Origin of the sequence: Delftia sp. Lp-1 (assembly GCF_020523835.1) — a bacterium.
Classification (GTDB): domain Bacteria; phylum Pseudomonadota; class Gammaproteobacteria; order Burkholderiales; family Burkholderiaceae_C; genus Comamonas; species Comamonas acidovorans.
In genome coordinates, this window is sequence record NZ_JAJALJ010000001.1 from 3430242 (window position 1) to 3444016 (window position 13775).

Annotated in this window: 12 protein-coding genes and 1 tRNA gene; 5 read left to right on the plus strand and 8 right to left on the minus strand. The window is 66.6% G+C overall.

Translation table 11 applies throughout. The features are described from left to right. Positions 1-39: 39 nt before the first annotated feature. A complete protein-coding gene (locus LGR64_RS15415; protein ID WP_141833750.1) occupies positions 40-1029 on the minus strand; it encodes a hydroxymethylglutaryl-CoA lyase in 990 nt (329 codons plus the stop codon). Then, positions 1026-2243 carry a CaiB/BaiF CoA transferase family protein gene (locus LGR64_RS15420; protein ID WP_043823498.1) on the minus strand — a complete coding sequence of 406 codons (1218 nt, stop codon included), beginning with the start codon at positions 2241-2243 and terminating at the stop codon, positions 1026-1028. The genes LGR64_RS15415 and LGR64_RS15420 overlap by 4 nt, the downstream gene beginning before the upstream one ends. Positions 2244-2411: 168 nt before the next feature. On the opposite strand from LGR64_RS15420, the gene LGR64_RS15425 reads away from it, so the two are divergent. From LGR64_RS15425 to LGR64_RS15445, 5 genes are all read left to right on the plus strand, one after another. Next, positions 2412-3296 carry a LysR family transcriptional regulator gene (locus tag LGR64_RS15425; RefSeq protein WP_012204721.1) on the plus strand — a complete coding sequence of 295 codons (885 nt, stop codon included), beginning with the start codon at positions 2412-2414 and terminating at the stop codon, positions 3294-3296. A gap of 5 nt (positions 3297-3301) precedes the next feature. Further along, complete coding sequence (gene earP / locus LGR64_RS15430) at positions 3302-4435, plus strand: elongation factor P maturation arginine rhamnosyltransferase EarP (protein WP_141833753.1); 1134 nt, start codon at positions 3302-3304, stop codon at positions 4433-4435. 162 nt (positions 4436-4597) lie between these two features. Further along, complete coding sequence (gene efp / locus LGR64_RS15435; RefSeq protein WP_012204719.1) at positions 4598-5152, plus strand: elongation factor P; 555 nt, start codon at positions 4598-4600, stop codon at positions 5150-5152. A gap of 153 nt (positions 5153-5305) precedes the next feature. Then, positions 5306-5908, plus strand: coding sequence for a DUF2239 family protein (locus LGR64_RS15440; protein ID WP_034391944.1), 603 nt, complete (start codon positions 5306-5308; stop codon positions 5906-5908). 54 nt (positions 5909-5962) lie between these two features. Further along, positions 5963-7381 carry an MATE family efflux transporter gene (locus tag LGR64_RS15445; protein ID WP_141833755.1) on the plus strand — a complete coding sequence of 473 codons (1419 nt, stop codon included), beginning with the start codon at positions 5963-5965 and terminating at the stop codon, positions 7379-7381. 62 nt (positions 7382-7443) lie between these two features. Here LGR64_RS15445 and adhP read toward each other — a convergent pair whose 3' ends face one another. From adhP to hydA, 6 genes are all read right to left on the minus strand, one after another. After that, positions 7444-8472, minus strand: coding sequence for an alcohol dehydrogenase AdhP (gene adhP, locus LGR64_RS15450; protein ID WP_012204716.1), 1029 nt, complete (start codon positions 8470-8472; stop codon positions 7444-7446). Between the two features lie 150 nt (positions 8473-8622). Next, positions 8623-10011, minus strand: coding sequence for a 30S ribosomal protein S12 methylthiotransferase RimO (gene rimO, locus LGR64_RS15455; protein ID WP_016453016.1), 1389 nt, complete (start codon positions 10009-10011; stop codon positions 8623-8625). 92 nt (positions 10012-10103) lie between these two features. Further along, positions 10104-10643 carry a polyhydroxyalkanoate synthesis repressor PhaR gene (gene phaR, locus LGR64_RS15460; protein WP_043819348.1) on the minus strand — a complete coding sequence of 180 codons (540 nt, stop codon included), beginning with the start codon at positions 10641-10643 and terminating at the stop codon, positions 10104-10106. Positions 10644-10863: 220 nt separating this feature from the next. Beyond that, positions 10864-10940 (minus strand) — tRNA-Val (locus tag LGR64_RS15465). A gap of 70 nt (positions 10941-11010) precedes the next feature. Further along, a complete protein-coding gene (locus LGR64_RS15470; RefSeq protein ID WP_230355993.1) occupies positions 11011-12276 on the minus strand; it encodes a Zn-dependent hydrolase in 1266 nt (421 codons plus the stop codon). 24 nt (positions 12277-12300) lie between these two features. Then, positions 12301-13761, minus strand: a complete 1461-nt coding sequence (hydA, locus tag LGR64_RS15475; RefSeq protein WP_141833781.1) for a dihydropyrimidinase — start codon at positions 13759-13761, stop codon at positions 12301-12303. Positions 13762-13775 lie beyond the last annotated feature (14 nt).

Consider the following 13775-nt stretch of genomic DNA (forward strand, 5'->3'; position numbering starts at 1 on the left):
GGTTTGCTCGGTTCTTGTGAATGAGAATGCGCGCCGGCCTCAGCCCTTGGCCAAAGCCCGTTCGCGGATGGCTGCAAAGTCGGCTGGCGGCTGGTGCAGGTCCAGCCGGGCACCGGCCTTGGCGATCTGGCTGGCCGTGTCATGGCCGATCAGCGCGGGCAGGCTGCGCGCGGCCGCGACGATCTGCGCCAGGTCCACGCCGGTGTAGTAGCCCATGAGCTGCAGCGCGTGGACGATGTCCTCGGTGCAGGCATTGCCCGATGCGCCGGGCGCGTAGGGGCAGCCGCCCAGGCCGCCGATGGAGGCGTCGAAGCGGTCGCCGCCCGCCTCGATCGAGGCCAGCACATTGCCCAGGGCCATGCCGCGTGTGTTGTGGAAGTGCAGGGTCAGTCCCAGCTGCGGCCAGCGCTGCCGGAAGGCGGCCACCATGGCACGCACCTGGGTCGGGAAGGCCATGCCCGTGGTGTCGCACAGCGTGATGCCCTGCACGCCCAGGTCGGCAAAGCGCTGCACCCAGTCGAAGACTTCCTGCTGCGGCACATCGCCCTCCATGGGGCAGCCAAAGCAGCACGACAGCGAGACGTTGACCGGCACGCCCGCCTGCTGCGCAGTGGCCACGACCTGGGCCAGCGCCGCGAACGACTGGCTGCGCTGCATGCGCAGGTTGCACAGGTTGTGGGTTTCGCTGACCGACATGACGAGGTTGAGCTCGTCCGTGCGCGCCTCGATGGCGCGCTCGGCGCCGCGGGCATTGGGCACCAGGGCGGTGTAGACGGTGCCGGGGCGGCGCTCTATCTCACGCATGACGATCTCGCCATCGCGCAGCGCGGGAATGGCGGTGGGCGAGACAAAGGCCGTGACCTCGATCTTGGACAGGCCGGCCTGCGACAGCGCATTGACCAGGGCGATCTTGTCCTCGGTGGGGACAAAGGCCTGCTCCATCTGCAGCCCGTCGCGCGTGCCGACCTCGTTGAAGAAAACGCGGCGGCCCGCGCCCTGCCAGACATCCGTGGGGTGGACGGCATTCATTGGATCACTCCCTTGCTGCGCAGCAGCGCAATCTGTTGGGCCGTGAGGCCGGCCTCGGCCAGCACGGCATCGGTGTCATCGCCCACATGGGGCGCACTGCTGCGCACCGTGCCGGGCGTGAGCGAGAGCTTGGGGACGATGCCCGGCACCTCGATGTCGTCGCCATCGCGCGTGTGCTGGCTGAGGATCATGTCGCGGGCGCGGTAGTGCGGGTCCTCGGCAATGTCCTTGGCCGTGTAGACCTTGCCGGCCGGCACGCGCGCGGCGGCCAGCTGGTCCATCACGGCCTGCACGCTCTGCGAGCGCGTCCAGCCGCCGATGACGGCGTCGATCTCGGCGATGCGCGCCACGCGGCCCGCGTTGTCGGCCAGCTGCGGGTCGTCGGCCAGGTCCTGGCGGCCGATGGTGGCCATCAGGCGCTTGAATATCGAGTCGCCATTGCCGGCCACCAGCACCCACCCGTCTTGGCAGGGATAGGCGTTGGACGGCGCAATGCCCGGCAGCGCGCTGCCCGCCGCCTCGCGCACGGCACCGAAGGCGCTGTATTCGGGCAGCAGACTTTCCATGACGTTGAAGACGGCCTCGTGCAGCGCCACGTCGATGACCTGGCCGGCACCGCCGTTCACCTTGCGGTGGTACAGGGCCATCATCACGCCGATCACGCCATGCAGCGCGGCCAGCGTGTCGCCTATCGAGACGCCAACGCGCACCGGCACGCGGCCGGGCTCGGCCGTCAGGTGGCGCAGGCCGCCCATGGCCTCGCCGATCACGCCAAAGCCCGGCAGGTCGCGGTAGGGGCCGGTCTGGCCGTAGCCCGAGATGCGCAGGATGACCAGGCCAGGGTTGAGCGCATGCAGCTCTTCGGGCGACATGCCCCAGCCTTCCAGCGTGCCGGGGCGGAAGTTCTCGACCAGCACATCGGCCTCGGCGATCAGGCGCCGTGCGATGTCCTGGCCTTCCTGCTGGCGCAGGTCCAGCGCCACCGAGCGCTTGTTGCGCGACTGCACCTGCCACCAGACCGAGGTGCCGTTCTTGATCAGGCGCCAGTTGCGCAGCGGATCGCCCGCGCCCGGCGCCTCGATCTTGACCACGTCGGCGCCGAACTCGCCCAGCGTCTTGCCGCAGAACGGCCCTGCGATCAATTGCCCCATCTCGACCACGCGCACGCCGTTGAGTGCGCCGGGGGTGGGAACCAGCCTTGTCTGTTGTGTCATGGGTTAGCGCTTCCTCTTTGTCTCCTGCGGCCAGCCTCCGATGGCATTGCCGCGGCGCCGATCTTGCCGCCGTCCGCGCCGGCCGCAAAACGCTCAAGCGCGACGCTGCCATCGCAAACCGGCATGGCAGAACCCAGCCGGGCGGGGCCGGGAGATAATCGCCACCCCATGAAACTTGACCCGATTTCGCTGCGCCTGTTCGTGGCCGTGATGGAGGAAAGCGCCATCGCACGCGCCGCCGCACGCGAACACATCGCCCCCTCGGCCGCCAGCCGGCGGCTGGCCGAGCTGGAAAGCCAGCTGCAGGTGGAGCTGTTCACCCGCAGCAACCGCGGCAGCGTGCCCACGGCCGCAGCCTATGCACTGCTGAACATGGCGCGCGGCGTGCTCAACGACCTGGACGGCATCGGCGAGCAGATGCGCGAGTACGGCAGTGGCCTGCGCGGCCATGTGCGTGTGATGGCCAACATCTCGGCCATCACCCAGTTCCTGCCCTCCCAGCTGCAGCGCTTCCTGGACCAGCATCCGCATGTGGACGTGCGCCTGCAGGAGCGCGTGAGCAGCGACATCGCACGCGCCGTGGCCGACAACGAGGCCGACATCGGCATCCTCAACCAGGGCAGCTATGGAGAGAAGATCCGCCTGCGCCCGTACCGGCGCGATCGCCTCATCGTCATCGTGCCCCAGGGCCATGCGCTGGTACGGCGGCGCTCGCTGCGGCTGGCCCAGGTGCTGGACCATGACCTGGTGGGCATGCACGCCGGCAGCGCGCTCAACCACCAGATCACGCGCGCGGCCGCTGACCTGGGCCTGCAGCCCCGGCTGCGCATGAAGGTCACGGGCTATGACGCGCTGTGCCTGATGGTGGCCTCGGGCCTGGGCGTCGGCATCCTGCCCGAAGGCAGCGCACGCCTGTACCTGGGCGCCCTGCCGCTGCGCTGCATTGCGCTGGACGAGCCCTGGGCCGAGCGCCAGCTGATGCTGTGCGTGCGCTCGCAAGAGGCACTGCCGCCCGTGGCGCAGTTGCTGGTCGAACACCTGTGCGAACCCTGATTCCCATGCTTGCCTTCAACCCCATCCCCCCGGCCCCTCTGCCAGAGCAGGCCGCCGCACGGACCTGGGACATCTTCTGCCAGGTCATAGACAACTTTGGCGACATCGGCGTGTGCTGGCGCGCGGCGGCCGACCTGGCCTCACGCGGCCAGCGCGTGCGGCTGTGGATGGACGACGCCAGCGCCCTGGCCTGGATGGCTCCCCGGCCGCACCCGGCCGGGCTCAGCGTGCACGGCTGGCCCACGCAGGCGCAGGATGTCCCGCAGTCCATGGGTGATGTGGTCATCGAGGCCTTCGGCTGCGAGATCCCGCCGCCCTTTCTGGCGGCCATCGCGCGCCGGGCACCGCTGTGGATCAACCTCGAATACCTGTCGGCAGAGGACTATGTGGAGCACTGCCACCGCCTGCCCTCGCCGCTGATGTCGGGGCCGGCTGCGGGGTTGACGCGCTGGTTCTTCTACCCGGGCTTCACGGCCGCCACGGGCGGCCTGCTGCGCGAGCCGGACCTGGCCGCGCGCCAGGCAGCTTTTGCTTCCGAGGGCCGGCAGGCCTGGCGCACACGCCACGGCATAGGCACCGGCGATTGCGCCATCTCGCTGTTCTGCTACGAGCCCCCTGCCCTGCCTCAATGGCTGGCCCAACTGCATGCAGCGCCTCCTGCGCCGCAGGCCACGCATTTGCTGGTGACCCCGGGGCGCGCAACCGCCGCCGTGCAACAGGCCATGGCCAGCGTGCCCGCCACGAAACAAGGCGCGGTGACCCGGCATGCGCTGCAGCCCTGCCCCCAACCTCAGTTCGATGAAATGCTCTGGGCCTGCGACCTGAACCTGGTGCGTGGCGAGGATTCGCTGGTACGCGCGCTGTGGGCGGGCCAACCGCTGGTCTGGCACATCTATCCCCAGCACGACGATGCCCATCACGACAAGCTCGACGCCTTTCTTGACTGGCTGCAGGCACCAGCCAGCCTGCGCGCCCTCCACCATGCCTGGAACGGCATGGCACCGGCAAGCACCTTGCCCGCAATCACGCCTGCGCTGCTGCAGCAATGGCAGGAATGCGTGCAGGCGGCACGCTTGCGGCTGCTGCAACAGACCCCATTGATTGAGCAGCTACAAGCTTTCGTGACCGAAAAAAGCTAGAATGCACGTTTTGCCTCCCTGGAGGCGCCGCTGCGGGCGACCGCCAGCCGGCCGCCATCGACCAACCAGGGTTGCACCCGCCGCGGAACTGCGGCAGGCGCACCGTCCCAGCGACTTCGCTTGCCTGCCCTGTTGAGCGGCTCAACCTCAGCCAAGCAAGCTATGAAAATCGCTCAAGAAATCCGCGCCGGCAACGTGATCATGCACGGCAAGGACCCGATGATCGTCCTGAAGACCGAATACGCTCGCGGTGGCCGCGGCGCCGCCACCGTCCGCATGAAGCTCAAGTCCCTGCTGGGCAACATGGGCACCGAAGTCGTCTTCAAGGCCGACGACAAGATCGACAACGTGATCCTGGACAAGAAGGAGTGCACCTACTCCTACTTCGCCGATCCGATGTACGTGTGGATGGATGCAGACTTCAACCAGTACGAAGTGGAAGCCACCAACATGGGTGACGCCATCAACTACCTGGAAGACGGCATGGAAGCCGAAGTCGTGTTCTACGACGGCAAGGCCATCTCCTGCGAACTGCCCACTTCCGTGGAACGCGAAATCACCTGGACCGAACCCGCCGTCAAGGGCGACACATCGGGCAAGGTGCTCAAGCCCGCCAAGATTGCCACCGGCTTCGAAGTGCCCGTGCCCCTGTTCGTGAGCCAGGGCGACAAGATCGAAATCGACACCCGCACGGGCGAATACCGCAAGCGCGTCTAAACAACGCTTGCAGTTCCCTCTGCGAAGCCCCTGGCAGTCTCTGCCAGGGGCTTTTTCTTTGGGCGCGCGGTATCCATGCAGATATTTACCCGGATTTAATTGACTTGCAAATTTTACCCGGCTAATATCCACCGCATGACTACCGACTCTTGCATGGCGGGCGCCGAGCCCGCACCCAGCTACACCATCTTCCAGGGCCATGGCCGTCTGCTCCAGGGGGACAGGCCTGCCGTCCTGCAGTTCCTGCAAAGCCATGAACAACAGGCGCAGGGCAGTGGATCGGCACCGCCGTTGTGGGTTTTCGACGACCACAGCGGCATGCGGCTGGACCTGGACTGGCGCAGCGAGCTGGCCGCATCGCCCGTACCCGGTCAAGCCGCCGCGCCCCGCAGCGTGGGCCGCCCCAAGCTGGGCGTGGTGGCACGCGAAGTCACCTTGCTGCCACGGCACTGGGAATGGCTCAACCGCCAGCCCGGCGGCGCCTCCGGCGCACTGCGCAGGCTGGTGGACGAGGCGCGCGGCAAGCACGCCGCACAGGATGCCGTGCGCGCCGCCACCGAAGCCGTCTACCGTTTCATGAGCGAGATGGCGGGCGACCTGCCCCATTTCGAGGACGCCAGCCGCGCCCTGTTTGCACGCCAGGCCGAAGCCTTTGCACAGCACACCGCCGCCTGGCCCGAGGATGTGCGAAGCTACCTGCAGCAACTGGGCGGCCCCGTGTGGGCGGGCTCACCTGCGGCACCAGCCCAGGACTGAAAACCTGAACCGGCCCGACCTCACTGCTTTTCTCGTCGCATTACCAGACACAACATGACGAAACCAACCGAACCCCTGCCCCAGGCCGCCGCGCCTGCCGCATCCAGCCCTGGCGGGCCGCCCATTGCCGGCAGCCAGCCGCTGTGGCGCACCTTTCTGGTGTTCCTGGGCCCCATGGTGCTGGCCAACATCCTGCAATCGCTGTCGGGCACCATCAACAGCGTCTTCATCGGCCAGATGCTGGGCGTGCAGGCGCTGGCCGCCGTCGCGGCCTTCTTTCCGGTGATGTTCCTCTTCATCGCCTTCGTGATCGGCCTGGGCGCGGGCTCCTCGGTGCTGATCGGCCAGGCCTACGGCGCGCGCATGCACGACAAGCTGCGCGCGATTGCAGGCACAGCCATGTGCATAGGCCTGCTGTTTGGCGCCATCGTGGCCCTGTTCGGCGGGCTGTTCACCGAGCCGCTGATGCGATTGCTGGGCACGCCGCCCGACATCATGGAGCAGGCCACGCTGTACTCGCGCATCGTGCTGCTGGGCATGCCGGGGCTGTTCGTGTTTCTGCTGGCCACCTCGCTGCTGCGCGGCGTGGGCGACACGGTCTCGCCCATGCTGGCCCTGCTGATCTCCACGGGCACGGGCCTGGCCTGCACCCCGGCGCTGATCGCGGGCTGGGCCGGCCTGCCGCGCCTGGGCGTGGCCAGCGCAGGTGTATCCATGATCCTGGGCTTCACCCTGGCGCTGGCCTGGCTGGGCTGGCGGCTGCGCCGCATCGGCAGCCCGCTGGCGCCCAATGCCGCGCTGTGGAAGGCCATGCGCATTGACAGGACCCTGCTCAAGAGCATCCTGCGCGTGGGCATTCCCACGGGCGTGCAGATGATTGCCTCGTCCATGGCCGGGCTGGTCGTCGTGTCGCTGGTCAACGGCTTCGGCTCCAGCGCCACGGCCGCCTATGGCGCAGTCAACCAGATCAACTCATTTGCGCAGTTTCCCGTGATCTCGGTCGCCATCACGGCCTCCATCCTCGGAGCCCAGGCCATCGGCGCGGGCCGCAGCGAGCGGCTGGGAGCCATCACGGCCACGGCCATCCGCATGAACCTGGCATTGGGCGCCGCCCTGGCCCTGATCGGCAGCCTGTTCGCACGGCCGCTGCTGGGCATGTTCATCACCGACGAGCAGGTGCTGGTGCTGGCCATCGAGCTGCTGTACATCGTGCTGTGGAGCGGCCTGCTGCTGGGCTGTTTCATCGCCCTGTCGTCCATCATGCGCGCCAGCGGCGATGTGGTCATTCCCACGGCCATCACCATCATGGTGCTCGCCGTGCTGGAGCTGCCCATGGCCTGGTGGCTGAGCCGCAGCTTCGGGCTGATGGGGATCTGGATGGCGCTTCCGCTGTCCTACACCCTGACGCTGTGCCTTCAGACCGCCTACTACAAGCTGGTCTGGAAGAAGCGCCCGATCCGCCGCATGGTGTAGGGCGTGCGCCATGCAAAACAGGCTTCCCGAGGGAAGCCTGTTTTTTTGGGGCGGGCAAGGCGTCAGGCGTTCAGGTCCAGCACCACGCGCCCTTCGATCTTGCCTTCATGCATGCGCGCAAAGATGTCGTTGATGTTCTCCAGCCGGTCTGTGGACACGGTGGCCTTGACCTTGCCCATGGCCGCGAAGTCCAGCGACTCCTGCAGGTCCAGCCGCGTGCCCACGATGGAGCCGCGCACGGTCACGCCGCTGAGCACCATGTTGAAGATGGGCAGCGGAAAGCTGCCGGGCGGCAGGCCGTTGAGCGACACCGTGCCGCCGCGCCGCACCATGCCCAGCGCCTGCTCGAAGGCCTTGGGCGATACCGCCGTCACCAGGGCGCCGTGTGCGCCGCCGATCTCCTTCTTCAGGTAGGCCGCAGGGTCGGTGGTCATGGCATTGACCGTGACCTGTGCGCCCAGGCGCCTGGCCAGCGCCAGCTTGTCGTCATCCACATCCACCGCCGCCACGTTCAGGCCCATGGCCTTGGCATATTGCACGGCCATGTGACCCAGGCCGCCGATGCCCGAGATCACCACCCAGTTGCCGGGCTTGGTGTCCGTGACCTTCAGGCCCTTGTAGACGGTGACGCCCGCGCACAGCACGGGTGCGATCTCGATGAGGTCCACGCTGCCGGGCAGCAGGCCCACGAAGTTGGCATCGGCCAGCGCGTACTGCGCAAAGCCGCCGTTGACGGAGTAGCCGGTGTTCTTTTGCTGCTCGCACAGCGTCTCCCAGCCACCCAGGCAATGCTCGCAATGGCCGCAGGCCGTGTACAGCCAGGGAATGCCGACGCGGTCGCCCTCCTTCACATGGGTGACGCCCGCGCCCACGGCGGCCACATAGCCCACGCCTTCATGGCCTGGGATGAAAGGCGGATTGGGCTTGACGGGCCAGTCGCCCTGCGCCGCATGCAGGTCGGTATGGCAGACGCCGCAGGCCTCGATCTTCACCAGCACATGGCCGGGATCGGGCCTGGGCACCGGGACTTCCTCGATGGTGAGCGGCTTGCCAAACTCCCGCACCACGGCGGCCTTCATGGTCCTGTTCATTCGCGCCATCCTTTCTTTGCGTCAAAGTAGGTACAGCATATCAGCGAAGCGACCCGGATGCCTTGATCAAAATCAGGCCTTGGACCATCAAGGACAAAAAAAGCGGGCAAGGAAAACCTTGCCCGCTTTTCAGGGATGCGAATGCAGGCCTTACACAGGCTGGCCCACCAGGTCGTGGCCCTGCGTGCCCACGATGCGCGCCTTCACGAAGTCGCCCACCTTGTAGGTCTTGCTGGCCTTCTCGGGCGGCAGCAGGTGCACCAGACCATCGATCTCGGGCGCATCGGCATAGCTGCGGCCCACGCCACCCTTCTTGCCCAGGCCCACGGACTTGTCCACCAGCACCTGCATGGTCTGGCCCACGCGCTTTTGCAGGCGCGCAGTGGAAACCTCTTCGGCCACGGCCATGAAGCGCGCGCGGCGCTCCTCGCGCACTTCCAGGGGCAGCATGCCGGGAATCTCGTTGGCGGCAGCGCCTTCGACCGGGCTGTAGGCAAAGCAGCCCGCGCGGTCGATCTGCGCCTCGCGCAGGAACTGCAGCAGGTGCTCGAACTCCTGCTCGGTCTCGCCGGGGAATCCCGCGATGAAGGTGGAACGGATCACCAGATCCGGGCAGATTTCGCGCCAGCGCTGCAGGCGCTCCAGGTTCCTCTCGCCGTTGGCGGGGCGCTTCATGCGCTTCAAGACATCGGGATGGCTGTGCTGGAAAGGCACGTCCAGATAGGGCAGCACGCGGCCCGTGGCCATGAACGGAATGATCTCGTCCACGCTAGGGTACGGATAGACATAGTGCAGGCGCACCCAGGCGCCATAGGGCTCGGCGATCTCGGCCAGCGTCTGCACCAGTTCGAGCATGCGCGTCTTGACCGGCTTGCCGTCCCAGAAGCCCGTGCGGTACTTCACGTCCACGCCATAGGCCGAGGTGTCCTGGCTGATCACCAGCAGCTCCTTGACGCCGCCCTCGAACAGCGCACGCGCCTCCTTGAGCACATCGCCTACCGGACGCGAAACCAGGTCGCCGCGCATGGAGGGAATGATGCAGAAGGTGCAGCGGTGGTTGCAGCCCTCGGAAATCTTCAGGTAGGCGTAGTGCCTGGGCGTGAGCTTGATGCCCGCCTCGCCAAAGGCGCCCGGCACCAAGTCGATGAAGGGATCGTGCGGCTTGGGCAGATGGGTGTGGACGGCATTCATCACCTCCTGCGTGGCGTGCGGACCAGTCACGGCCAGCACGCTGGGGTGCACTTCCTGGATCAGGTTGCCGCCATCCTTGCCCGCCTTGGCACCCAGGCAGCCCGTGACGATGACCTTGCCGTTCTCGGCCAGCGCCTCGCCAATGGTGTCCAGGCTCTCGCGCACGGCGTCATCGATGAAGCCGCAGGTGTTGACGATCACCAGGTCAGCGCCCTCGAAGGTCTTGGAGGTCTGGTAGCCCTCGGCGCTGAGCTGGGTAAGGATGAGTTCGGAGTCCGTGAGTGCCTTGGGGCACCCAAGAGACACGAAGCCCACGCGCGGAGCGGCCGCGCCTGCAGGGGTTGTCATGGTTGTTGCGTCGCTCGTGGGGGTCATAGGGGCGATATTGTCCCAGTTCTGCGAGAACTTGGTAAACCGCCCCTGAACTTATCCCTGCAAGCTCAGCTATTGCGCTTGATCCCGAGCGCGCCCAGCATCTGCTCGGTCTGCTTTTGCATCTGGTCCTGCATCTGGGTGAACATGTTCTGCGACTGCTCCATGTAGCTGCTCATCATGTTCTGCATGGCGGGCGGCTGCATGCGCATGAACTGGCTCCAGGCCTCGGGCGAGGTGCCCTGGGCCTGCTCGGCCAGCTTGTTCTGGAAGTCGGTGAACATCTGCACGTTCTTTTCCAGGTAGGAGCCCATGTAGCCCTGCATGGCATGGCCGTAGAAACGGATGATGTTGGCCAGCACGGTCTCGGAGAACATGGGCGCGCCGCCGGCCTCTTCTTCCAGAATGATCTGCAGCAGGATGCTGCGCGTGAGGTCTTCGCCGCTCTTGGCGTCCTTGACCACCACGGGCTCGTTGCTCATTACCAGCTGCTTGACTTCCGTCAGCGTGATGTAGGAGGACGTGTTGGTGTCATAGAGACGGCGGTTGGGGTATTTCTTGATCACGCGCTGGGCGCTGGGGGCGGCGGCTGTTGTCGTCTCTTGCATTGCAATGCTTCTCCTCTTGTACGTGCTGTACGGGCAATTGATCTATTGCACTGCAACAGATTCTAGGCAGCGCACACAGCACCTGGCGCAGCAGTAACCCTGATGGTGATCAACGCATGCGACAGAGCGAATGGCTGCCTTGCCGCCTCGCCGCCGTCAGGGCAAAAAAAATCCCGCTTGAAGCGGGATTTTTTGCAGCCCCTGGTGAGACTGCTTTGTTTGGTAGGCGCGATTGGACTCGAACCAACGACCCCCACCATGTCAAGGTGGTGCTCTAACCAGCTGAGCTACGCGCCTGTCGTTTGTTGAAGCCGCAAGTATAGCAGTGCAAAACAGGGCTTCCGGGCAAGTTGCGCAGTTTTTCCGATCACAGCACCCTGGCGCGTTCCAGCATGGCGTGCATCAGCACATTGCAGCCTGCGGTGATGTCGGCCGGCGTGGCGTCCTCGATCTCGTTGTGGCTGATGCCGTCCTTGCAGGGGATGAATACCATGCCGGCCGGTGCCAGCCGCGCCATGTAGACCGCATCATGCCCGGCGCCCGAGACGACGGGCATGCGCGAGTAGCCCAGGGCCTTGGCGGCGCGCGCCACCGCATCCACGCAGTCGGCATGGAAGGGTTGGGCGGGGTAGCTGGACACCAGGTTGATCGCTATGGGCAGGCCCGTTTCCCGGCTGATGCGGTCGGCCACGGCGCGGATGTCGGCGTCCATGGCTTCGCAGTCGGCATCGGTGGCGTTGCGCAGGTCGATGCTGAATTTGACCTGCCCCGGGATCACGTTGCGGCTGTTGGGATGGACCTGCACCATGCCCACCGTGCCGCGCCCGTGGGGCGGATGGCGGTGGGCGCAGGCCACCACTTCCTGCATGAGCTGCGCGGCGGCCTGCAGCGCATCCTTGCGCAGTGCCATGGGCGTGGGGCCGGCATGGGCTTCCATGCCCGTGACCACGCAGTCATACCAGCGAATGCCCAGCACGCCGGTGACCACGCCAATGGTCCTGGCGTTGTCCTCCAGCACCGGGCCCTGTTCGATGTGGGATTCGAAGTAGGCGCCGATCGGGTGGTCGCCCGGCTCCTGGCTGCCCACATAGCCGATGCGCTCGAGTTCGCCCTTGACGGTCTTGCCTTCGGAGTCGGTGGCCGCATAGGCATGCTCCAGCGTGAAGGCATTGGCGAACACGCCCGAGCCCATCATCACCGGCACGAAGCGCGAGCCCTCCTCGTTCGTCCAGAAGGCCACCTCGATGGGCGCTTCGGTCTCGATGCCGTGGTCGTTGAGCGTGCGCACCACCTCCAGCCCCGCCAGCACGCCGTAGTTGCCGTCGAACTTGCCGCCCGTGGGCTGGGTATCGATGTGGCTGCCCGTCATGATGGGCGGCAGGCTGTTGTCGCGCCCGGGCCGGCGCATGAAGCCGTTGCCGATCTTGTCGATGGTCACCGTCATGCCCGCTTCGCGCGCCCAGCGGGTCACCAGATCACGGCCCTGGCGGTCCAGGTCGGTCAGCGTCAGGCGGCAGACGCCGCCCTTGGGCGTGGCGCCGATCTGCGCCAGCTCCATGAGTGAATCCCACAGCCGGCTTCCGTTGACGCGCAGCTGCGCGATGTCCTGCTTCACTTGGGTATCTGCATCCATTGCGGTCTCCTTGTCATGCGGGCTTCAGCGCGCCACGGCCGTGGGCTGCAGCGTGGCGGCGCGGCGCTGCACCGCGTCGAAGTTGGGGCCGAAGGCCGGGCGCTTGATATAGCGCCCCTTGCCCATCTCGGCACGCAGATCGCCCTGCGCATAGGCCACCACGCCCTGGCTGATGGTGTGGCTGGGCATGCCTTGCACGGTGCGCCCCTCGAAGATGTTGTAGTCGCCCTTGGAATGCTGGGTCTTGACCGACAGGGTGTGGGTGGCGGCAGGGTCCCAGACGACCAGATCGGCGTCGGCCCCCACGCCGACCAAGCCCTTGCGCGGATAGATGTTGAACAGCCTGGCGGTGTTGGCCGAGGTGATGGCCACGAATTCGCTGGGCGTCAGCCGGCCGGTGTTCACACCCGCATCCCAGATCACGGCCAGGCGCTCTTCCACGCCGCCGGTGCCGTTGGGGATCTTGGCGAAGTTGCCCCGGCCCATGGCTTTCTGCGCGGCGCAGAAGGTGCAATGGTCGGTGGCCGTGGTGTGCAGCTGGCCCGACTGCAGGCCCTGCCACAAGGCCTCCTGGTGGCCCTTGGCCCGGAAGGGCGGGCTCATCACGTGGGCCGCCGCCTTGGCGAAGTCGGGGTCGCGGTACACGCTTTCGTCGATCACCAGATGGCCGGCCAGCACCTCGCCATACACACGCTGGCCGCGCGCACGGGCAGCGGCAATGGCCTGCGCCGCCTCGGTGCAGCTGACGTGCACCACGTAGATGGGCACGCCCAGCACGCCGGCGATGGCGATGGCGCGGTTGGCCGCCTCGGCCTCCACCATGGGCGGGCGGGCCAGCGGGTGGCCTTCGGGCCCGGTGATGCCCATCTTGGCCACTTCCTGCTGCAGCAGGTAGACCAGCTCGCCGTTTTCGGCATGCACCGTGGGCATGGCGCCCAGCTCCAGCGCGCGCTTGAAGCTGTTCACCAGGGTTTCGTCGTCGCACATGATGGCGTTCTTGTAGGCCATGAAGTGCTTGAAGCTGTTGATGCCCTCCTCGCGCACCAGCGTACCCATGTCGGCATGGACGCTGTCGCTCCACCAGGTGACGGCCACGTGGAAGGAGTAGTCGGCCGCAGCCTTCTCGGCCCAGCCGCGCCATTTGCGGTAGGCGTCCAGCAGCGGCTCCTGCGGATCGGGAATGACGAAGTCGATGATGCTGGTGGTGCCACCGGCCAGCGCCGCCGCCGTGCCGGTGTAGAAGTCATCGGCCGTGACCGTGCCCATGAAGGGCAGTTGCATGTGGGTGTGAGGATCGATGCCGCCGGGCATGACGAACTGCCCCGAGGCATCGATCACCTGCGCCCCGGCCGGCACCAGGGCCGCCACATCCGGCCCCACGGCCGCAATCGCCCCATCCACACACAGCACATCGGCCTTCTCCTGCCGGTCTGCATTCACCACCGTGCCGCCACGCACCCATACCGAACCCTGTGATTGACCCATAGCGTCATGCCTCC

Excerpts from the sequence above, each read along its gene's own strand:
- LGR64_RS15415 (WP_141833750.1), bottom strand. The coding sequence starts at position 1,029 with ATGAATGCCGTCCACCCCACGGATGTCTGGCAGGGCGCGGGCCGCCGC.
- LGR64_RS15420 (WP_043823498.1), bottom strand. The coding sequence starts at position 2,243 with ATGACACAACAGACAAGGCTGGTTCCCACCCCCGGCGCACTCAACGGC.
- LGR64_RS15425 (WP_012204721.1), top strand. The coding sequence starts at position 2,412 with ATGAAACTTGACCCGATTTCGCTGCGCCTGTTCGTGGCCGTGATGGAG.
- earP (WP_141833753.1), top strand. The coding sequence starts at position 3,302 with ATGCTTGCCTTCAACCCCATCCCCCCGGCCCCTCTGCCAGAGCAGGCC.
- efp (WP_012204719.1), top strand. The coding sequence starts at position 4,598 with ATGAAAATCGCTCAAGAAATCCGCGCCGGCAACGTGATCATGCACGGC.
- LGR64_RS15440 (WP_034391944.1), top strand. The coding sequence starts at position 5,306 with ATGGCGGGCGCCGAGCCCGCACCCAGCTACACCATCTTCCAGGGCCAT.
- LGR64_RS15445 (WP_141833755.1), top strand. The coding sequence starts at position 5,963 with ATGACGAAACCAACCGAACCCCTGCCCCAGGCCGCCGCGCCTGCCGCA.
- adhP (WP_012204716.1), bottom strand. The coding sequence starts at position 8,472 with ATGAACAGGACCATGAAGGCCGCCGTGGTGCGGGAGTTTGGCAAGCCG.
- rimO (WP_016453016.1), bottom strand. The coding sequence starts at position 10,011 with ATGACAACCCCTGCAGGCGCGGCCGCTCCGCGCGTGGGCTTCGTGTCT.
- phaR (WP_043819348.1), bottom strand. The coding sequence starts at position 10,643 with ATGCAAGAGACGACAACAGCCGCCGCCCCCAGCGCCCAGCGCGTGATC.
- LGR64_RS15470 (WP_230355993.1), bottom strand. The coding sequence starts at position 12,276 with ATGGATGCAGATACCCAAGTGAAGCAGGACATCGCGCAGCTGCGCGTC.
- hydA (WP_141833781.1), bottom strand. The coding sequence starts at position 13,761 with ATGGGTCAATCACAGGGTTCGGTATGGGTGCGTGGCGGCACGGTGGTG.